The sequence below is a fragment of the Pseudomonas sp. HB05 genome (assembly GCF_016756915.1).
Classification (GTDB): domain Bacteria; phylum Pseudomonadota; class Gammaproteobacteria; order Pseudomonadales; family Pseudomonadaceae; genus Aquipseudomonas; species Aquipseudomonas alvandae.
This window is the reverse complement of sequence record NZ_JAESPG010000027.1, coordinates 49783-70278: the sequence shown is the minus strand read 5'-3', so window position 1 is coordinate 70278 and position 20496 is coordinate 49783. Positions and strand designations below refer to the sequence as shown.

The 20496-nt window shown below is 60.8% G+C and carries 18 protein-coding genes and 1 pseudogene; 11 read left to right on the top strand and 8 right to left on the bottom strand.

Annotation, left to right across the window (positions count from 1 at the left end; genetic code table 11):
- Nucleotides 1-179: 179 nt before the first annotated feature.
- Both JMN22_RS21520 and JMN22_RS21515 read left to right on the top strand, forming a co-directional pair.
- Nucleotides 180-1013 (top strand): EamA family transporter, encoded by an 834-nt coding sequence (locus JMN22_RS21520; protein ID WP_030137867.1) that lies wholly within the window; start codon nucleotides 180-182, stop codon nucleotides 1011-1013.
- 49 nt (nucleotides 1014-1062) lie between these two features.
- On the top strand, nucleotides 1063-1446 hold the full coding sequence (locus JMN22_RS21515; RefSeq protein WP_030137866.1) for an MAPEG family protein: 384 nt from the start codon (nucleotides 1063-1065) through the stop codon (nucleotides 1444-1446).
- A 153-nt stretch (nucleotides 1447-1599) separates the two neighbouring features.
- On the opposite strand, the gene mltA is transcribed toward JMN22_RS21515, so the two are convergent.
- Nucleotides 1600-2787: a murein transglycosylase A gene (gene mltA, locus JMN22_RS21510; protein WP_198796859.1), complete on the bottom strand. Its 1188-nt coding sequence runs from the start codon at nucleotides 2785-2787 to the stop codon at nucleotides 1600-1602.
- Nucleotides 2788-2909: 122 nt separating this feature from the next.
- Here mltA and JMN22_RS21505 point away from each other — a divergent pair, with 122 nt between their 5' ends.
- Nucleotides 2910-3359 (top strand): c-type cytochrome, encoded by a 450-nt coding sequence (locus JMN22_RS21505; protein ID WP_198796858.1) that lies wholly within the window; start codon nucleotides 2910-2912, stop codon nucleotides 3357-3359.
- An 88-nt stretch (nucleotides 3360-3447) separates the two neighbouring features.
- Here the strand turns inward: JMN22_RS21505 and JMN22_RS21500 are convergent, their stop codons facing one another.
- A complete protein-coding gene (locus JMN22_RS21500; protein ID WP_030137863.1) occupies nucleotides 3448-3843 on the bottom strand; it encodes a DUF1090 domain-containing protein in 396 nt (131 codons plus the stop codon).
- An 88-nt stretch (nucleotides 3844-3931) separates the two neighbouring features.
- Nucleotides 3932-5604, bottom strand: a pseudogene (gene ligB / locus JMN22_RS21495) (NAD-dependent DNA ligase LigB).
- 206 nt (nucleotides 5605-5810) lie between these two features.
- Here ligB and JMN22_RS21490 point away from each other — a divergent pair.
- Nucleotides 5811-6428, top strand: coding sequence for a LysE family translocator (locus tag JMN22_RS21490; protein ID WP_198796857.1), 618 nt, complete (start codon nucleotides 5811-5813; stop codon nucleotides 6426-6428).
- A gap of 89 nt (nucleotides 6429-6517) precedes the next feature.
- Here JMN22_RS21490 and metK read toward each other — a convergent pair whose 3' ends face one another.
- Together metK and JMN22_RS21480 are read right to left on the bottom strand one after the other, a co-directional pair.
- Nucleotides 6518-7708, bottom strand: coding sequence for a methionine adenosyltransferase (gene metK / locus JMN22_RS21485; protein ID WP_030137860.1), 1191 nt, complete (start codon nucleotides 7706-7708; stop codon nucleotides 6518-6520).
- A 19-nt stretch (nucleotides 7709-7727) separates the two neighbouring features.
- On the bottom strand, nucleotides 7728-8723 hold the full coding sequence (locus JMN22_RS21480; protein WP_030137859.1) for an ArsR/SmtB family transcription factor: 996 nt from the start codon (nucleotides 8721-8723) through the stop codon (nucleotides 7728-7730).
- 256 nt (nucleotides 8724-8979) lie between these two features.
- Here JMN22_RS21480 and tkt point away from each other — a divergent pair, with 256 nt between their 5' ends.
- The 6 genes from tkt (at nucleotide 8980) to fba (ending at nucleotide 15359) form a co-directional block, all read left to right on the top strand.
- Nucleotides 8980-10977, top strand: a complete 1998-nt coding sequence (gene tkt / locus JMN22_RS21475; protein WP_030137858.1) for a transketolase — start codon at nucleotides 8980-8982, stop codon at nucleotides 10975-10977.
- A 148-nt stretch (nucleotides 10978-11125) separates the two neighbouring features.
- Entirely contained in the window at nucleotides 11126-12181 is a 1056-nt protein-coding gene (gene epd, locus JMN22_RS21470; protein WP_030137857.1) for an erythrose-4-phosphate dehydrogenase, read from the top strand.
- Nucleotides 12182-12205: 24 nt separating this feature from the next.
- A complete protein-coding gene (locus tag JMN22_RS21465) occupies nucleotides 12206-13369 on the top strand; it encodes a phosphoglycerate kinase (RefSeq protein ID WP_198796856.1) in 1164 nt (387 codons plus the stop codon).
- A 31-nt stretch (nucleotides 13370-13400) separates the two neighbouring features.
- Nucleotides 13401-13625: a hypothetical protein gene (locus JMN22_RS21460; RefSeq protein ID WP_030137855.1), complete on the top strand. Its 225-nt coding sequence runs from the start codon at nucleotides 13401-13403 to the stop codon at nucleotides 13623-13625.
- Between the two features lie 57 nt (nucleotides 13626-13682).
- On the top strand, nucleotides 13683-14018 hold the full coding sequence (locus JMN22_RS21455; RefSeq protein WP_198796855.1) for an MliC family protein: 336 nt from the start codon (nucleotides 13683-13685) through the stop codon (nucleotides 14016-14018).
- A 276-nt stretch (nucleotides 14019-14294) separates the two neighbouring features.
- A complete protein-coding gene (fba, locus tag JMN22_RS21450; RefSeq protein ID WP_030137853.1) occupies nucleotides 14295-15359 on the top strand; it encodes a class II fructose-bisphosphate aldolase in 1065 nt (354 codons plus the stop codon).
- 251 nt (nucleotides 15360-15610) lie between these two features.
- Here the strand turns inward: fba and JMN22_RS21445 are convergent, their stop codons facing one another.
- From JMN22_RS21445 to JMN22_RS21435, 3 genes are all read right to left on the bottom strand, one after another.
- On the bottom strand, nucleotides 15611-15895 hold the full coding sequence (locus JMN22_RS21445) for a fructose-bisphosphate aldolase (RefSeq protein ID WP_198796854.1): 285 nt from the start codon (nucleotides 15893-15895) through the stop codon (nucleotides 15611-15613).
- Between the two features lie 461 nt (nucleotides 15896-16356).
- Nucleotides 16357-17025, bottom strand: a complete 669-nt coding sequence (locus tag JMN22_RS21440) for a polysaccharide lyase family 7 protein (protein ID WP_198796853.1) — start codon at nucleotides 17023-17025, stop codon at nucleotides 16357-16359.
- 340 nt (nucleotides 17026-17365) lie between these two features.
- Nucleotides 17366-18037, bottom strand: coding sequence for a polysaccharide lyase family 7 protein (locus tag JMN22_RS21435; protein ID WP_198796852.1), 672 nt, complete (start codon nucleotides 18035-18037; stop codon nucleotides 17366-17368).
- Between the two features lie 322 nt (nucleotides 18038-18359).
- On the opposite strand from JMN22_RS21435, the gene JMN22_RS21430 reads away from it, so the two are divergent.
- Nucleotides 18360-20483, top strand: coding sequence for a putative bifunctional diguanylate cyclase/phosphodiesterase (locus JMN22_RS21430; RefSeq protein WP_030137849.1), 2124 nt, complete (start codon nucleotides 18360-18362; stop codon nucleotides 20481-20483).
- Nucleotides 20484-20496: the final 13 nt, after the last annotated feature.

Sequence of the window (20496 nt, the reverse complement as noted above, 5' to 3'; positions counted from 1 at the left end):
TAGTCTTGACGCTCGGATCAGGCATACGCATGCCGGCGCCTTGGTTCGATCGAACGGGCGGCAGGCAGAATTATTGGTATTGATCTATGCGCAACTGAAGTGCGGCGTGGTTGCGTGCAGTATAAACAGCTGTTGAAGGATCGCGAGTCAATTCTACGGGCGGAATCAAGGAGCGTGCCGTGCTGGCAACGGTGTTGGTATTGGTCGCGGCGCTGTTGCATGCGGCATGGAATACGCTGATCAAGTTCAGTGGCGAGCGGTTGTTGGTGGTGGCGTGCATGGACACTGTCGCGTTGCTGTTCGGGGCATTGGCGGTGGGCTTCGTGGAATGGCCGCCGCTGGAAATCTGGCCATGGATCCTGGCGTCGGCTGCATTCGAGCTGTTGTATCGCTATTTGCTGATCCAGGCTTATCGGGTCGGTGACCTGGGGCTGGTCTATCCCTTGATGCGCGGCCTCTCTCCGCTCGTGGTGCTGGCCCTGACGCTGATGTTTGCCGGTGAAGTCCTGACGACGCAACAGATCATCGGCATCCTGCTGATACCGTTCGGCATGCTGTGCCTGTTGTGGCAGGGCGGTGGTGGCGAGCGGTTGCCCTGGTCGATGCTGCCGGTGGTCGCGCTGATCGGCCTGTGCATCGGCGGCTACACCTTCATCGATGGCCAGGCCCTGCGCCGCTGGCCTCATCCGCTGGATTACCTGGTCTGGATCACGCTGCTCAGTGCCTGGCCGTTTCCTCTGTTGGCGCTGGTCGGCAAACGACCGGCGTTCATGCTGTTCTGGCGTGAACAATGGCGCTTGGGGCTGGCGGTCGGGTTCTGCGTATTGTTCAGCTACGCTCTGGTGCTATGGGCGATGCAATTGGGCTCGATCGCCGAAGCCGCGGCGCTGCGGGAGATCAGCGTGATCCTGGTGGTGCTCTTCGGCATGCGCTACCTGAAAGAACCTTTCGGCCGGCCGCGACTCTTAGCCTGCGGGCTGGTGCTGGTTGGCATGCTGGTCATGAAATTCTAAACAATGGCCGACTCTCGATTTCCCATAAATTCAAAGAAGGAACTGCGTCATGACGGTTGCGCTGTGGTGTGTGTTGATTGCCTTTCTGCTGCCTTACCTGTGTGTGGCGATCGCCAAGGCGGGCGGGCGGTTCAGGCTACGGGATAACTACGATCCGCGGGATTTCCTGGACTCGCTCGAGGGCGCTCCCCGGCGTGCATACGCCGCGCAACTGAACAGCTTCGAGATCACACCTTTTTTCGCAGCGGCGGTGATCGTCGCGCATCTGGCCGGCAATGCCGAGTTGGTGACTATCAACGTGCTGGCCGTGCTGTTCATCACCAGCCGCCTGCTCTACATCATTTGCTACCTGGCCGACTGGGCGGTCCTGCGTTCGCTGGTGTGGTTCGTGGGGGTGGGGTTGGTGCTGAGTTTCTTCTTTGTTTCGGTCTGAGCCTGGTATTTGAATGAACGCGCCGGTGCTGGCCTCTCCGCGAGCAGGTTAGCTCCCACATTGGATCGAGTGTATGCACAAAAATCTGTATTCATCGAAACCCATTGTGGGAGCGAGCCTGCTCGCGAAATGGCCCGCACAGTCAACACATTCCTAGGGGGCTGCGGTCACCGCATTCGCCACCTGCGGCACCTGGGGCAACGCCATGCCCTTGGGCCAGAGCATCCAGATCTGGCCTTGTTGCTTCATGTCCCCCGCCAGTTGCCCGGCCGTTTCGCCCGTGCCCCAGAACAAGTCGGCCCGCACTTCACCGGCAATGGCCCCGCCCGTATCCTGGGCGGCGACGGGGCGGTTCAAGGCGCTGCCGTCGGGGCGTGTGGTGGACAGCCACAACAGGCTGCCCAACGGAATGACCTTGCGATCTACCGCTACGCTGTAGCCGGCGGTGAGCGGGACGTTCAACGAGCCTCGCGGGCCTTCGTTGCTGTCGGGGTTGCGGTTGAAGAACACATAGCTGGGGTTGCTGCCCAGCAATTCAGGAATGCGGTGGGGGTTGGCCTTGGCCCAGGCGCTGATGGTGCCCATGGTCACGTCTTCCTTTTTCAGCTCTCCCTGCTCAACCAACCAGCGGCCAATGGGTCGATACGGGTGGCCGTTCTGGTCGGCATAGCCGATGCGCACCTGGCGGCCGTCATCAAGCCGAATGCGTCCCGAACCCTGGATCTGCAGGAATTGCAGGTTCATCGGGTCCGTCAGCCAGGCGATAACCGGCGCCTTCACGCCCTTGGTTTCGATGGCGGCGGCATCGTCGTAAGGCTTGAGCACCCGGCCTTCGAGGCGCCCGCGCAGGCGTTTGCCCTTCAGCTCAGGATAAATGCTGTCCAGGGACACGATAATCATGTCGTCCGGTACGCCATAGACCGGAATATTCGCCTTCGCGGTCTGGGTGAGACTGCCAGGGTAGACCGGTTCGTAGTAGCCGGTAATCAGGCCATTGGGGCTGTTATCGCCCGAGCGCAGGCCAAAGACGTCCAGGTTCTGCTTCAAGAAATTGCGCACGGCCTTTGCGGTCTGCGGCACATTGGCGGCAGCCGCGCAGGTTGGGCCCCAGGTTGCGTCCGCCTTGAGTCGGGTGCAAGCGCTGCGCCAGGCACCGAAGCCGGCCAGCAGGTCCTCATCGGATACCGCTGGCAGCGCTTCCCAAGTGGCACTGGCATACGTCGCGACGGCGTGCGTCTGGGGCTCTTCGACTTTTTCGCCGCGATTGCAGCCAGTCAGTAATGCCATCAGCGGTAGGGTCAATGCCAGGCCTTTGTGCCAGGGCTTGATGCGGCTGTTCATGAAATTTCCTTTGCGGTCATCCAGCGTTTTCAGGCGCTCGACAACCCCTATTGTTGATAGGGCCATTGGCCTTTGCCAATGACCCGAGGATACTGACGGCCGTTTCCTGTCCCGAGGCCGAAATGTTCGTAAAACGATTGTCCATGACCGTACTGGCCTGCCTGCTGCTATCCGCTTGTGGCGGTGTCGATCCCAACTCTCCCCTGGGCCAGCGCAAGGCGATCTTCAAACAGATGCTCAAGACCAATGAAGACTTGGGCGGCATGCTGCGCGGCCGCGTCCCGTTCGATGGCGCGCGTTTTGCCGAGGGTGCGGTAAAGCTGGATCAGCTGTCCCACGAGCCTTGGAAGCATTTTCCGCCAGTACGTGAGCAAGACCATACCAGCGCCACGGATGAGGTCTGGAAAAAACAGGCGCGCTTCCAGGAGCTTGCCCGCAGCCTGGAAGCCGCCACTGGTGAATTGGTGATTGTCAGCAAGGTCCAGCCCTACCGAGCCAGCAACCTGGGGCCAGCGGTGCAGAAGGTCGAAGATGCGTGCAGTGCCTGCCATAAAGAGTTTCGGGATCATTGATTGTGAAGCAGTTGCAAGCGTCAAGCTGAAAGCTGCAAGTGTGGCGCTTTGAACTTGCAGCTTGCCGCTGGAAACTTGCAGCTAGAACCTACTTATCCAACTCATCCACCGCTTCCTGCAATTCCTTGCGGGACGCTGCCAATTTGTCCTTGCGTTTGTTGATCCTTTCCGCGTCGCCTTTTTTCATGGCCTTGTCCAGATCGGCCTGGCGACGACTGACTTCATGCTTGGCTTCGAGCACTTTGTTCTCCCGCTCCTTGCGCAGGGAGGCATCCGTACAATGGGTCGTGACTTCGTCCAGCGCCGTTTCGAGGCCCGCCTGCTGGTCCTGGTTGCCCCGAGACTTGGCCAGTTCGATCTGATTGATGATGCCTTGGCGTTTGGCTGCGCAACCGGTGAGCTCCGGGGTTTGCTCGTCCGCCAATGAAAAGGTGGCCATGGCGCTGCATAGCACCAGCAGGGCAACAGGAGGCAGGAAATTCATAACAACTCCATAAAAACTCGCGGGCGGTCGGTACAGGTGTGCAGTTGGAACGCGTAGTCGCCCCTTGGGTTCAACCGTGGGGGGCGGATTAAAAACCATCGACCCCGGCGGTGCGTAATATCTCACTCAAGGCCAGCACCTGCGGGTCGCGAAAAAAAGCGCTCAGTTGCGCGGCGCGTCCCGGCCCGATGCCGGCTTCGACTTGCCATTGTTCAGTGCTGCGTTCGGCCAGCGCTTGCCACGGTCCGTCCAGCCGCGCATTTGCAGTGGGCGGCAAGCCAAGGGCCTTGAGCCATTGACGAAAGGGCCGCTGCCGGGCGCTGTCGAGGCTGGCAAGCAGACGGGCACTTTTGCGTTCGCCGAAGCCGGCAATGGTAGCAAGCTCGGCGGCATCGAGGGTCAACCAATCCAGCAATCCGTCGAGTTGACCGGCGGCCAGTAGCTTTTTCCACGTGCCGGGGCCGACGTGGGGCAGGGCGAGGCCATTCTTGCCGCTGAGCCAGTCCAGGCGCGCGAGGAATTGGCTTTCGCAGCCGGGCGTCGGTTGCCAGCAACTCAGGAAATGATGGTCGGCTGCCGCAGGTGGGTTGACTTCCTGGCGTTCGAGGCTGCGAAGCACGACCTCATCGAGGCGCGGAATGGTCAGGCCGGCCAGGCTGATGGCGACCCGATCGCCGGGGCGAATGTCCATCTCTTCCCAGCGCTGGAGGGAGCTGACGCTCACCCGGCGAATCCATCGGTCGTCAAGCCGGATGCGTTCAAGTTCCAGTACGGGGTGATGCGTCCCGTGCGACCGATCTTGAAGTTGACCTTGCGGACTTCAGCCATGGCTTGGGCGTACGGGTATTTCCAGGCGACGCTCCAGAACGGCGTCCGGGCCTGCCAGCGGTCGGCGGGAGGGCGGCGACTCTGGCGTAGAACGATCCCGTCGCTGGCGAATGGCAGCGGGGTGCGATACCAGTGGTTACGCCACCGTTCGGCATCGGCCAGGTCCCGGACAGGTTGGCTGTAGTCAAGGGAATCAGCGAAGCCCAGCTCACCCAGCGCGGCCATCCGCTCGCTCAGGGTGTCGGGCCCTTCAGGCCATTCCCAGACAAACAGGCCTATATAGATCCCGTCGTGTATCGTCAGGTTGGTGCGTGCCATCAGGCCCGCCATGGTTGCGCGGGCATTCACGCTGCCGCTGTCGGCTTGGACATGAGTCTCCAGGCGCCAGTACAACTCACCCTGGACGACCAGGTCCAGGGGCTGGCGCAGTCGCTGGGGGATGGCGCGGATCTTTCGCGCGTTAACGGTCCAGTCCTGGCCCAGAACGCCATCGCCGCGACTGATCGCCTGATACAGCTGGCCCTTTCGATACACCAGCGTCACCGCCACGCCATCGACTTTCGGTTGGGCCCAGACGTCTTCGCGACCGTGCAGCCAAGCACCGACGGCTTCGGCATCCTTGAGTTTCTCCAGGCCGGTATGGACGACCGGGTGTCGCACCGTCCCGCCCGCTGAGCGCAGGGGATTATCGATTGCCGGAAGACTGAAGCAACTGCGCCACTGGCTCAACTGCGTGCGGGACTGATCGTAGAGTTCGTCGGCCACCTGGGATTGGCCGAGGCGGTGATAGCTGTCGTCCCACGTGTCGATTTGCTTTTGCAGGGCGGCGACCTCGGCGTGGGCACGCTCCGTGGGCCAGTTGGGACAAGGCGTGGCCATTGCGGGTACGGCGATGAATAAAAGACCGGCGATTGCATAAAAAAACGGTGGCATTGAAGCATCCTTGCTTGGTTGAGTTCCTGAAGGCTAGCCACTGTGCGTAAAGTTGCGAGACCCAGAGCGTTACCGCGTTTTGCGAAGCCTGGGGGCAAAGTGCCGAAGGTACAATCCTGGCCGCTTTGGCTGTGCAACTGTCCCTTGAACCCATCGATGAGTGGTGCAGAATGGACGCTTGATCCGCTCTGCCAGGAGTGCAACCGATGGACCTGACGACCCTCGCTGTCTTCATCCCGGCCTGCTTCGCGCTGAACATGGCGCCGGGCCCGAACAACCTGCTGTCGATCAGCAATGCCTCGCGTTATGGTTTTGTCCAGGCGTGCAGCGGCGGCATCGGTCGTTTGGTGGCGTTTGCCATCATGATTGCCCTGGCGGCGGTGGGGCTGACGGCGGTGCTGCACACCTCGGAGCTATTGTTCCTCGGCATCAAGCTTGTGGGCGCCGGTTATCTTTTCTACCTCGCCGTGCAGTTGTGGCGCGCGCAGCCTGAAGCCAGCGGCGAGGCGACGACCGTTTCCATGAGCATGGCCAGCCTGGCGCGGCAGGAGTTCCTGGTGGCAATCGGCAATCCCAAGGCGATTCTGTTGTTCACCGCTTTCCTGCCGCAGTTCGTTGACCGTACTGGCACTGTCGCTCAGCAGTTCGCCGTATTGGGCGGGCTGTTCCTGGCGTTGGAATGCGTGGCGATCGGCTTGTATTGCTACATGGGCATTTATGCGCGGCGATTGTTTGCCCGGCCGAGCGGCAAGCGCTTGTTCAATCGGGCGTGTGCGGGGCTGCTCGCCAGTGCGGCGTTTTTGCTGGTGGCACGGCGGGCTTGAATATTGCGCTAAGCCTTTGTGGTGATCTTCAGGGCATGAAAAAGCCCCTGGCGACCGAGTCGCCAGGGGCTTTTCTTTATACGCCGGTGTTACAGGCCAGCAGCGGCGCGCAGGGCGTCGGCGCGGTCGGTTTTTTCCCAGGTGAACGTGGTGAAGGTGTCGTCGCCCACGGTCTTGGTCTGCGGCGTGCGACCGAAGTGGCCGTAGGCTGCGGTGTCCTGGTACATCGGGTGCAGCAGGTCGAGCATGGTGGTGATCGCATATGGACGCAGGTCGAACACTTCGCGCACCAGTTGGATGATCTTGTCGTCGCCAATCTTGCCGGTGCCGAAGGTATTCAGCGAGATGGACGTAGGCTGGGCGACGCCGATGGCGTAGGAAACCTGGATCTCGCAGCGCTCGGCCAGGCCGGCGGCAACGATGTTCTTGGCGACATACCGACCGGCGTACGCCGCCGAGCGGTCAACCTTGGACGGATCCTTGCCGGAGAACGCGCCGCCGCCGTGACGGGCCATGCCGCCGTAGCTGTCGACGATGATCTTGCGACCGGTCAGGCCGCAGTCGCCCACTGGGCCGCCGATGATGAACTGGCCAGTCGGGTTGATGTGGAACTGGGTGTCCTTGGACAGCAGTTCGGCAGGCAGCACGTGCTTGACGATCAGCTCCATCACGCCTTCGCGCAAATCTTTGTAGGACACTTCCGGGTTGTGTTGGGTCGACAGCACGACCGCGTCGATGCCGACGACCTTGCCGCCTTCGTAACGGCAAGTCACTTGCGACTTGGCGTCCGGGCGCAGCCAAGGCAGCAGGCCGGATTTGCGGGCCTCGGCCTGGCGCTGGACCAACTGGTGCGAGAAGGTGATCGGTGCTGGCATCAGCACGTCGGTTTCGTTGCTGGCGTAGCCGAACATCAGGCCTTGGTCGCCAGCGCCCTGATCTTCCGGCTTGGCACGGTCAACGCCCTGGTTGATGTCCGGGGACTGCTTGCCGATGATGTTCATCACGCCGCAGGTCGCGCCGTCGAAGCCGACGTCGGAGCTGTTGTAGCCGATCCCGAGGATCACGTCGCGAACGATCTGTTCCAGGTCGACCCAGGCCGAGGTGGTGACTTCGCCGGCGATGATCGCCACGCCCGTTTTCACCAGAGTCTCGCACGCCACGCGGGCGAACTTGTCTTCAGCAATGATGGCGTCCAGCACCGCATCAGAAATCTGGTCGGCGATTTTGTCCGGATGCCCTTCAGACACGGACTCGGAGGTGAAAAGGGAGTATTCGCTCATCTCGATGTTTTCCTACAAGTTACCGATGGTGAGTGTCGCCAGCCGGCCGCTGAAAATGGCGGACCTGAATCTGGAAACCATTACGTAAGCCTACATAGAGGCTTTCCCCGGGCACGAGGCCCGCAGCGGTGGCCCAACGGGCCAGATCGTCCTGTTCAAACCCCAGCCAGAGATCTCCGCAGGCCTCCTTGGCCCAACTCTGGTTGTGGCTGCATAACTCTGTCACCAACAGGCTACCGCCCGGTTGCAGCAGGTTGGCCATGTGCTTGAGCGCGTCGGCCGGTGCGGCAAAATGGTGAAGCACCATGTTCAATACCACGCAATCGGCCCGCAGGCTGACGCCGTTCAGGGCATCGGCCAGTTGCAGGCTGACATTAGCCAGGGATTCGCGTTCGCACACCTGGCGGGCCAGTTCTAGCATCGCCGGGCTGTTGTCCAGCGCGGTGACCTGATTGAAGCGTCGCGCCAGTTCCGGCAGGAAAGCGCCGTCGCCGGGACCGACTTCTATCGCCGTGGCAGCCTGTCCGAAACTCAGTTTATCGAGCAGCGCCACCACACTGTCACGGTATTGCGGCAGCCCGGCGATCAAATCCTGCTGGGCGCGAAATTTCTCCGCCACCCGTGCGAAAAAATCCTGGCTGGCGGCGGCGCGTTGCCCGTGGACCTGGGCAATGCGCTCCCGCACATCCATCGGCAGGTCCAGCTCGTCCACTTCTTCGAGCAACGTGGCGTGCAGCTTGCCACCTAGCAGCTCGGTGTGGGGCAGGGCGCGCCGATAGAAAATCGCATTGCCTTCGCGACGTGTCGCCACCAGGTCGGCCTGGGCCAGGACCTTGAGGTGATGACTCATGCCGGATTGGCCGATGCCGAAGATCTGCGCCAGTTCCAGTACGCCGAACGAGTCGTTGGCCAAGGCGCGCAATACATTCAGCCGCAACGGATCGCCGCCGGCCTTGCAAAGGGCCGCCAGCTCATCGCTGTCATCATGGCGAATGGAAGGCACGCGTAAATTCATAGGTCGGCAGTCTAGTGACGGGTCTGGCGCATCGCAAGGTCAATATCAAAAAGTTTTGATATTGCTCGATAAATGGCACTTCCAAGTGCGTGCTTGACTCTACCCACCATCAGCGGAAAGGTTTCACCTGGCCAATGCGACTTTATCCACCGCAAATATCGCCTTTGGACGAGTATCTGATTGCCCCGGGGCGGGTGGGTGAGGGAAAATGCTCGCCTTTTTTCAGTTTCGTTATTCAAAACCCAGGAGATCAGCGATGCCCAGCCGTCGTGAGCGTGCCAATGCCATTCGTGCCCTCAGCATGGATGCCGTGCAAAAAGCCAACAGCGGCCATCCCGGCGCCCCCATGGGTATGGCGGATATCGCCGAGGTGCTGTGGCGCGACTACCTCAAGCACAACCCGAGCAACCCTTCGTTCGCCGACCGTGACCGCTTCGTGCTGTCCAACGGCCACGGCTCGATGTTGATCTACTCGTTGCTGCACCTGACCGGTTATGACCTGTCGATCGATGACCTGAAGAACTTCCGCCAACTGCACAGCCGCACCCCGGGCCACCCGGAATACGGCTACACCCCTGGCGTGGAAACCACCACCGGCCCGCTGGGCCAAGGCCTGGCCAACGCCGTGGGCTTCGCCCTGGCGGAAAAAGTCCTGGCCGCGCAGTTCAATCGCCCGGGCCACAACGTTGTCGACCACCACACCTACGTTTTCCTGGGTGATGGCTGCATGATGGAAGGCATTTCCCATGAGGTCGCGTCTTTGGCCGGCACCCTGGGCCTGGACAAGCTGATTGCTTTCTACGATGACAACGGCATCTCCATCGACGGCGAAGTCGAAGGCTGGTTCACCGACGACACGCCCAAGCGCTTCGAAGCCTACAACTGGCTGGTGATCCGCAACGTCGACGGTCACGACCCGGAAGAAATCAAGATCGCCATCGAGACTGCTCGCAAGAGCGCTCAGCCAACCCTGATCTGCTGCAAGACCACCATCGGTTTTGGTTCGCCGAACAAGCAGGGCAAGGAAGACTGCCACGGCGCGCCATTGGGTGCCGAGGAAATCGCCCTGACCCGTGCCGCGCTGAAGTGGGAGCACGGTCCGTTCGAAATCCCGGCCGACATCTATGCCGAATGGGACGCCAAGGAAAAAGGCCGCGCGGCCGAAGCCGAGTGGGACCAGCGCTTTGCTGCCTACTCCGCTGAATTCCCTGAGCTGGCCAACGAGCTGGTCCGTCGCCTCAGCGGCGAGCTGCCGGCCGACTTCGCCGAGAAAGCCTCTGCCTACATCGCCGAGGTTGCCGCCAAGGGCGAAACCATCGCCAGCCGCAAGGCCAGCCAGAACACCCTGAATGCCTTCGGCCCGCTGCTGCCGGAACTGCTGGGCGGTTCGGCCGACCTGGCAGGCTCCAACCTGACCCTGTGGAAAGGTTGCAAAGGCGTCACGGCCGAAGACGCCAGCGGCAACTATATGTACTACGGCGTTCGCGAGTTCGGCATGAGTGCGATCATGAACGGCGTAGCCCTGCACGGCGGCCTGGTGCCTTACGGCGCGACCTTCCTGATGTTCATGGAATACGCCCGCAACGCCGTGCGCATGTCGGCCCTGATGAAGAAGCGCGTGCTGTACGTGTTCACCCACGACTCCATCGGCCTGGGCGAAGACGGCCCGACTCACCAGCCGATCGAGCAACTGGCGAGCCTGCGCTGCACGCCGAACCTGGACACCTGGCGCCCATGTGACGCCGTGGAGTCGGCAGTGGCCTGGAAGTACGCCATCGAGCGCAACGACGGTCCATCGGCGCTGATCTTCTCTCGCCAGAACCTGCAACACCAATCCCGCGATGCCGGCCAGATCGGCGACATCAGCCGTGGCGGCTATGTGCTCAAGGACTGCATCGGCGAGCCTGAACTGATCCTGATCGCCACCGGTTCGGAAGTCGGCCTGGCCGTCCAGGCCTACGACAAGCTGACCGAGCAGGGCCGCAACGTGCGCGTGGTGTCCATGCCATGCACCAGCGTTTTCGACGCCCAGGACGCCGGCTACAAGCAAGCGGTGTTGCCGCTGCAGGTCAGCGCGCGCATCGCCATCGAAGCCGCTCACGCCGATTACTGGTACAAGTACGTGGGCCTGGAAGGTCGCGTGATCGGCATGACCACCTACGGCGAATCGGCTCCTGCGCCAGCGTTGTTCGAAGAATTCGGCTTCACCCTGGAGAACATCCTGGGGCAGGCTGAAGAGCTGCTGGAAGACTGATCTGTAAAAGGTTGTCTGTGCTGACGCCATCGCGAGTGAGCTCGCTCCCACAAGGATCTCCACCGACCCTGTGGGAGCGAGCTTGCTCGCGATAGCGGTGGTGCAGACAATGCTGGTCTTAACTGATTCACCCGATCAGAGAACCCCCATGCCCCAACCGCGTCCCTACAAAGTTGCACTCAACGGCTACGGCCGCATTGGTCGTTGCGTCTTGCGTGCGTTGTTCGAGCGAGGGGCGAAGGCTGGGTTCGAGATCGTGGCCATCAATGATCTGGCCGACATGGCCAGCATCGAATACCTGACACGCTTTGACTCCACCCATGGCCGGTTCCCCGGCGAAGTGCGGGTCGAGGGCGATTGTCTGCATATCAATGGCGACTGCGTGAAGGTCCTGCGCAGCGCCACCCCCGAAGGCATCGATTGGGCGTCCCTGGGCGTCGACCTGGTGCTTGAATGCTCCGGCGCCTACAACACTCGCGACGATGGCCAGCGGTTCATCGCCGCGGGCGCGCCACGGGTGCTGTTTTCCCAGCCGATGGCCAGCGAGGCGGACGTCGACGCCACCATTGTCTATGGCGTGAACCAGGACTGCCTGACCGGTGAAGAGCTGCTGGTGTCCAACGCGTCCTGCACCACCAACTGCGGCGTGCCGCTGTTGCGCCTGCTGGACCAGGCCATTGGCCTGGAGTACGTGTCCATCACCACGATCCACTCGGCAATGAACGACCAGCCGGTGATCGACGCCTATCACCATGAGGACCTGCGGCGTACCCGCTCGGCGTTCCAATCGGTGATTCCGGTGTCCACTGGTCTGGCGCGTGGCATTGAACGGCTGTTGCCGGAACTTGCCGGGCGAATTCAGGCCAAAGCCGTGCGGGTGCCGACGGTCAACGTGTCCTGCCTCGATATCACGATGCAGACCGTGAGCGATACCGACGCTACCGAGGTCAACCGGATCCTGCGCGAAGCCGCCACCAGTGGCCCGCTCAAAGGCCTCCTGGCCTACACCGAGTTGCCTCACGCCAGTTGTGATTTCAACCACGACCCGCATTCGGCCATCGTCGATGCCAGCCAGACCCGCGTTTCCGGGCCGAGGCTTGTGAATATCCTGGCCTGGTTCGACAACGAATGGGGTTTTGCCAATCGAATGCTGGACGTTGCCGAGCATTACCTGCAAACAGCTTCCAATAAACCTGCTCTCTAAACAGTTACCCAGGAATTGCGACCCATGACCGTGTTGAAGATGTCCGACCTCGATCTGCAAGGTAAGCGCGTACTGATCCGCGAAGACCTCAACGTCCCCGTCAAGGACGGTGTTGTCACCAGCGACGCGCGCATCCTGGCCTCGCTGCCGACCATCAAGCTGGCCCTGGAAAAAGGCGCGGCCGTGATGGTCTGCTCGCACCTGGGCCGTCCGACCGAAGGCGAGTTTTCGGCGGAAAACAGCCTCAAGCCTGTGGCCGATTACCTGAGCAAGGCCCTGGGCCGTGATGTGCCGCTGGTGGCCGATTACCTGGGCGGTGTCGACGTCAAGGCTGGCGACGTCGTGCTGTTCGAAAACGTGCGCTTCAACAAAGGCGAGAAAAAGAACGCCGACGAGCTGGCCCAGCAATACGCCGCCCTGTGCGACGTGTTCGTGATGGACGCCTTCGGCACCGCCCACCGCGCCGAGGGCTCGACCCATGGCGTGGCGAAGTTCGCCAAGGTTGCTGCTGCTGGCCCGCTGCTGGCCGCCGAACTCGATGCGCTGGGCAAGGCCCTGGGTTCTCCGGCCCAGCCGATGGCCGCTATCGTTGCCGGTTCCAAGGTGTCGACCAAGCTCGACGTACTCAACAGCCTGAGCCAAGTCTGCAACCAGTTGATCGTTGGTGGCGGCATCGCCAACACCTTCCTCGCTGCGGCCGGCCATCCGGTTGGCAAGTCGCTGTACGAGCCGGACCTGCTGGACACCGCCCGTGAAATCGCCGCCAAGGTCAGCGTGCCGCTGCCGGTGGACGTGGTGGTCGCCAAGGAATTTGCCGAAAGCGCCACCGCCACCGTGAAGCTGATCGACGACGTGGCCGAAGACGACATGATCCTCGACATTGGCCCGCAAACTGCGGCCAATTTCGCTGAACTGCTGAAATCCTCCCAGACCATCCTGTGGAACGGTCCAGTTGGCGTGTTCGAGTTCGACCAGTTCGGTAACGGCACAAAAGTACTGGCCCAAGCCATCGCTGAAAGCGCCGCGTTTTCCATCGCCGGCGGTGGCGATACCCTGGCGGCCATCGATAAATATGGCGTGGCTGAGCAGATCTCCTACATTTCTACCGGCGGTGGCGCGTTCCTTGAATTCGTCGAGGGCAAAGTGTTGCCAGCCGTGGAAGTCCTGGAAAGCCGGGCCAAGGCCTGAGGCAGCGTTGACCAGGCAAAGGAGTGTTCCAATGGTCAAGACGTTCATGGTGCTGATGGCTGCGACGTTGCTGGCGGCCTGTTCCAGCAGCCCTAAAGCGACGGCGCCGGACAATGCGGCGCCAACGCCCGAGGATGGTTGCTACCAGGCTGACTGGCAGGCCGAGACCAACCCGGTGCTGAACAAGCGTTCCGGGCCGGACGGCCTGGATAAATACGAGACGCAAGCGCCGGTCAAGGAACATGGTTGCCCTTGACGGGTCAGACTCTTTAACTCATGGCGGGCGGCCTGTGCCGCCCGTCGAGGAACACGGATGAAAGGCTTTGTCGCCGTCATGGCGTTGGCATTGTTGGCCGGTTGCTCGCAACTGGGTTTTCTGCAGTCGTCCGAACCCGTTGCAGAGGGCTGGACGAGTTGGACATGTGACAGCGAAGCCAAGGTGCTCTGGCGTTACACCGATGCGGCACGCAAGGCAGTCGATGTCCGCCTCGGCGGCGCCGACAAGGTCTATCGTCTCAAGCTCGAACCGGGTGCCGAAGGTTCGCTGTACAGCGATGACATGCTGGCGTTTCACATCAAGGGTGAGGAAGGCCTGGTGTACTGGGTCGCCACCAATGATCTGATCGGGCGTGGTTGCAAGGCTGAGTGACAAGATTCATCTGATTCACACAGATCTGAATAGGGAAGCAGATCCCATGTGGGCGCGAGCTTGCTCGCGATAGCGGTCTATCAGGCAACAGAGATGTTGAATGTGCCACCCTCATCGCGAGCAAGCTCGCTCCCACAGGGATCGCGTCAATATTTGGGTTTAGCGATACCGAACACGCGGCTCGGGCCAACCCCCGATCCGCAATGACTTGAATAGCCGCCGCCGCTCCGGCAGGCTGGCACGATTAACGACCCTCGACCGGGAGAGATACACACAATGGCACTTATCAGCATGCGTCAGATGCTGGACCACGCAGCCGAGTTCGGCTACGGCGTCCCAGCCTTTAACGTCAACAACCTTGAGCAGATGCGCGCCATCATGGAAGCCGCTGACAAGACTGACTCCCCGGTGATCGTCCAGGCTTCGGCCGGTGCCCGCAAATACGCCGGCGCGCCGTTCCTGCGCCACCTGATCCTGGCGGCGATCGAAGAATTCCCGCACATCCCGGTGTGCATGCACCAGGACCACGGCACCAGCCCTGACGTCTGCCAGCGCTCGATCCAACTGGGCTTCAGCTCGGTAATGATGGACGGCTCCCTGGGCGAAGACGGCAAGACCCCGACCGACTACGAGTACAACGTGCGCGTCACCCAGCAGACCGTCGCCATGGCCCACGCCTGCGGCGTTTCGGTGGAAGGCGAACTGGGTTGCCTGGGCTCGTTGGAAACCGGCATGGCCGGCGAAGAAGACGGCATCGGCGCCGAAGGCGTGCTGGATCACAGCCAGATGCTGACCGATCCGGAAGAAGCCGCGGATTTCGTCAAGAAAACCCAGGTCGACGCCCTGGCCATCGCCATCGGCACCAGCCACGGCGCCTACAAATTCACCAAGCCGCCCACCGGCGACGTGCTGGCCATCGACCGCATCAAGGAAATCCACAAGCGCATCCCCAACACCCACCTGGTGATGCACGGTTCTTCCTCGGTACCGCAGGAGTGGCTGGCGATCATCAACCAGTACGGCGGCGACATCAAGGAAACCTACGGCGTGCCGGTTGAAGAAATCGTCGAAGGCATCAAGTACGGCGTGCGCAAGGTCAACATTGACACTGACCTGCGTTTGGCTTCCACCGGTGCGATGCGTCGGTTGATGGCGACCAATCCTAGCGAGTTCGACCCGCGCAAGTTCTTTGGTGCGACGGTGACGGCGATGCGGGATGTTTGTATTGCGCGTTATGAGGCGTTTGGTACGGCGGGTAATGCTTCGAAGATCAAGCCGATCTCGTTGGAAGCCATGTATCAGCGGTATTTGAAGGGTGAGTTGAGCGCTAAGGTCAACTAAGGCTTTAGCGTTGTGAGAAAACCCGCAGAAATGCGGGTTTTTTTATGGGTGGGATTTGTGTATATCCGTTTTTTGGATGATGGCCACTTATGGTTCCGCCCGTAAGGGCGAAACCATAAGTGGCCGTTACAAAAAAACGGACATACACACAGATCCTGATAGCGCTGTGTCAGCCGACATCCCTATCACTGACCCAGCGCTATCGCGAGCAAGCTCGCTCCCACAGGGGATCATCTCCCACCGGGAGGGCTTTATTGGTCTTCGAGGCCGCGTTGTTCAATGACGCCGAACACGTCGGTAACATCCTGGACCAGAATCCGGGCGACGTTGGTGAGAGTGTTGAAATCGCTGGCGGCCGAATCGCGCAGGGTGGTGCAGGCCATGAGCGTCAGGTAATCGAGGGTCGCATGCAGGCGTTCGCTGGCGCAGGCGTGGAGCTCGGCCAGTGGGACGGTTTTATCGACGAACAGGACGGGCTGGGTGGTGGCGATCGGGGTGAGCGGAGTGAAGCGAGTGGGCAATTGTTCGGCTTTCATGACAAACCTCTAACTCAAATAGATATTTGCCACCGTTCGCTGCGAAACAAATTAGGTGGCAGCCATGTGCGGGTTCGCAGACCGAGGAGTTAGAGAAACCCGGCAGACCCGAAGATCTCCCACACACAGCCGCCATGAAAAGCCGAACGTAGGCAGGATTCGCCTATGTCGATTTTTGACGGTCGTGATTCTAACTCACCAGGGCTGCGAAACCCCTGCCCACTGACCAAGGCCCGCAGACAAGCCGAACTATAGAGGAGATTTTCGAGACCAAAATCGACCTGTAGGACACACCGCCCCCCCTGCGGCGAGGGAGCTTGCTCCCGCTCGGGGGCGCAGCCGCCGTAAAGTCGGCACATGCGGTGGGGCTGACGGAAAGAGGGGGCTGCTTCGCAGCCCAGCGGGGATAAATCCCCTCGCCACAAGAGGGGGTTTCCTACGAGATTTTAGGACGTGAAATCTCAGGTATTGTGATCGATATCCAACACGCTGAACGTCACCTTCCCGCCTTCGCTGGTATATCCGGTGTTGTCCTGCACATACACTCCGGCCTTGAAGTACAACGGCTTGTCGCGCCAGGCCGCGCCGACCGTGGTGTACCAACTGTTGCCGGCAGCAGTAATGCCCAGGTCGCCGGTCCGATCAAGATGGATTCGGTAAGAGAACGACCGGTTGAGCTTCACTCCCGTGGCAACGGTGATAACCCTGCCTTCGCTGTCATCGGGACGCATGCGGACCTTGGCAACAATGTTGCCGGTGGAACTGGAGTCGCTGTATTGGTATTCCAGCTTGACCATCGGCTTGCTGCTGTCCTTCGCATGGATCTGGCCAATCACGATCTTGCCGCTGCTGGGCACTTGATTGACGACGAGCGTTGCCCGCAGGAAGTTATCGGCGTCTGGATAGACCCAGTTGCGCAACCTTCCGTCTCTGTAGGTTTCGCGCAATTCGCTGCGCGGATAGATCGCGTTTTCAGTCTTGGTGCCGGTAACCGGTGACCAGAAATACACGGTGCTGCCTTCGGAATTGAAATACTTGTCCTGGAACCCGTCGATCAAGCGAGGGGTTTCGATGGTTTTTGGCGGGCTGCCTTCGGGAATGCTCAGGTTCCAGGTTGCCATATCGACCATGTTCGGATCCTTTCTGAGGAGAAGAAATGATTTACGCCACAGCCGGAGGCTCTAAGACGCGCTTTTTCCGACGCCAAGAAGGGGGAAGGACGAAGATTTGACACAGTCGTCCGGCGGAGGGTTGGCGTCAGCAGACCGTCAGAGTGGCGTTTTCCAGTTTTGTGCCCGAAAAAAATGACCATTGGTCGATTATCCGAATTTTCTGGGGAACCTTATGGGGTGGCGATTTGGCACCTAGGCCTGAATCAGGGCTAAAAAAAGCACCCGGAACCGGATGCCTTCTAAAGGGGAGGGCTGATAGCAGCGATCCGTGCTGCTCTTACGGCGGAAGGGTGGGCAGTCAAAGGGTGGTGTGTTTGATTTCCAGCAGGCTGAACGTCACTTTTCCGCCTTCGGTGACATAGCCCGTGTTGTCCTGGACATAAACGCCGGCCTTGAAATACAGCGGCTTTACCTTCCAGCTCGGATCTACGGTGGTACGCCAGTTGTAACCCGCCGCGCTGATGCCAAGTGCACCCTTGGGGCTCAGGTGAATCATGTACGAAAAGCTGCGGTTCAGGGTCACGCCGGTGGCAATGGTGATCACCTGGCCCGTCTCGTCATCAGGACGCATGCGCACCTTGGCGACGATGTTTCCCGTGGAACTGTAGGTCTTGTATTGGTATTCCAGCTTCACCATCGGGCTGGTGCTGTCCTTGGTGTGAATCTGACCGATCACGATCTTTCCGGTGCTCGGCACCTGGTTGACCGTCACGGTGGCGCGCAGGGTGTTATCCGCCGCCGGGTACAGCCAATTGCGCAACGTGCCGTCGCTGTTGGTTTCGCGCAGTTCGCTGCGAGGGTAAATGGCGTTGGCCGTCGTGGCGCCTGTCACGGGAGCCCAGAAAAACACGGTGCCGGTTTCAGAGTTGAAATACTGGTTCTTGAAGCCTTGGACCAGTTGCGAGGTTTGAATGGTTGCCGGCGGGGCGCCTTCGGGGATGCTCAAGTTCCAGGTTGCGAGATCGATCATGTCCAGGTTCCTACGTATCGGGATGTAAAAGGTGTACGCCGCGTCGGGAGGCTTTAAACCGCCCTTTTGAAGCGTCTCGAAACGCTGGATAGGGGCTTTTCTTGTTGACCGCTCGGCGATTGTTTGACGTCAATTGACTGTCATGGGTCTCATTGCAGCTTTTGTGCCTGAGAGGGGTGACCGTTAGTCGGCTATTTCGGGCTTTGTCTGGATGATGGCGCGATGACACCTACTGCTTTTCAAAATCCCGGTCTAGAGTGAGATCACAGTGTTGTCCGTCTTGCGAGCAAGACGGACATGGCGCCCCGATAAGAGAAGCAGCATGGAATGCGCGCAACCCCCGTTTGGCGAAGACAGCTCTGTCCTTTTGATCGTTGATGACTACCCCGAAAACCTGCTCAGCATGCGAGCGTTGCTGCAGCGTCAGGATTGGCAGGTGATGACCGCGTCCTCGGGGATCGAGGCGCTGAATCTGCTGCTCGAACATGACATCGACCTGGTGCTGCTGGATGTGCAGATGCCGGACATGGACGGTTTCGAAGTGGCGCGCCTGATGCGCGGCAGCCAGCGCACGCGGCTCACGCCAATCATTTTCCTCACCGCCAACGAGCAGTCCCAGGACGCCGTCATCAAGGGCTACGCCAGTGGCGCGGTGGATTACCTGTTCAAACCCTTCGATCCGCAGATCCTCAAGCCCAAGGTCCAGGCGTTGCTCGAGCACCAGCGTAACCGCCGCGCCTTGCAGCGCTTGAGCCAGGATCTCGAAGCGGCACGGGCCTTCAATGCCTCGGTGCTGGACAACGCCGCCGAAGGGATCCTGGTGGTGGATGAGGACGGCTGCATCCGTTTCGCCAACCCTTCGACGTGCCGTCTGCTCAATGCCACCGCGGACCAGTTGCAGGGGATGCCTTTACTCGATTTCCTGCAGAAGCCCCATATTCCCGAATGGACGGACTCGGAGATCCATATCGCCTACCAGCGCGGCGAAACCTGGCGCCTGCACGATGCGGTGTTGCGTACCGCACCCGGCCAGCAGGTGTCGGTGGCCCTGTCCTGTGCGCCTTTGCCCTCGGAACAGAAGGCCATGGTGGTGACGCTCCAGGACATGTCGGTGGTTCGCCATCTGCACCAGCAGTTGGAATTCCAGGCTGTGACTGACCCGCTGACCGGCTTGCTCAACCGCAGGGGGTTCTATCAGACGGCGGAAAACCTGCTGATGCGCAGCGAACGGCTGGAAAGCAACTGGGTGCTGCTGTACCTGGACCTCGATGGCTTCAAGCGCGTCAACGATTCGCTGGGCCACGATGCCGGCGATCGGGTGCTGCGCTGGGTCTCCGAACAATTGAAGGCGTGCCTGCGACCCTTCGATATTCTTGCGCGGCTCGGCGGTGATGAGTTCACGGCCCTGCTGGACCTTGAAGTACCCGAGCAGGCTGCCAAGATCGCCGAGAAACTTATTGAACGGGTTTCGATCTGCCAGCAGATCGAAGGCATGGACGTGACGCTGGGGGCCAGCATCGGGATCGCGACTTACCCGGATTGCGGCTCCAACCTCGATGGCCTGCTGCGCGCTTCCGACATCGCGATGTACGAGGCCAAGCGCGCCGGCCGCCAGCAATATCGTTTTTATGACCACGAAATGAACGGTCGGGCCCGTTCACGGCTGATGCTCGAGGAAAGCGTGCGCTCGGCCATCGAAAACCGCGACTTCAATATGGTCTACCAGCCGCAGGTCAGTATTCATGATGGACGCATTCGCGGGTTCGAGGCGCTGTTGCGTTGGCAGCACCCAAGCGTCGGCGATGTTCCGCCGGGCTTGTTCCTGCCGCTGTTGGAAGAGGCGCGGCTGATCAGCCGACTGGGCAGTTGGATCTACCACCGCAGCGCGGCCCAGCGCAAAGTCTGGGAGCGCTTGTTCGCCGAGGATCTGGTGTTGGGCGTGAGCTTGAGCAGCACTCAGTTCGGCATGCCCAACCTGGTGACCGAGTTGCGCCAGGTGCTGGAGCGCCACGCCTTAAAGCCTCGGCAACTTGAGGTCGAGGTGACCGAGGATGCGCTGATGCGCAACCCGGACGAGACCCATAAGCAACTGCGATTGCTGCGCCATCTGGGGGTGCGCGTGGCGCTGGATGACTTCGGTTCCGGGCCTTGCTCGTTGGCTCACCTGCGGGATCTGGAGCTCGATACCCTCAAGCTCGACCGGCATTTGATCGCCCGTTTGCCAGGCTCGCCCCGAGATGCCGCATTGGCCGCCTCGGTGATCGACCTGTGTCGGCAACTGGGCTTGCGAGTGATCGCCGAAGGGGTGGAGACCCGCGAACAATATCAGTGGTTGCAGGCCCACGGCTGCGAGTTCGTGCAAGGTTTCCTCGTGGCGCGCCCCTTGATGGCGGAAGACACCAACGCCTTCGCCAAGCCCTTCGACTGGAGCGCGGTCATCGCCTGAATTCGCTACACTG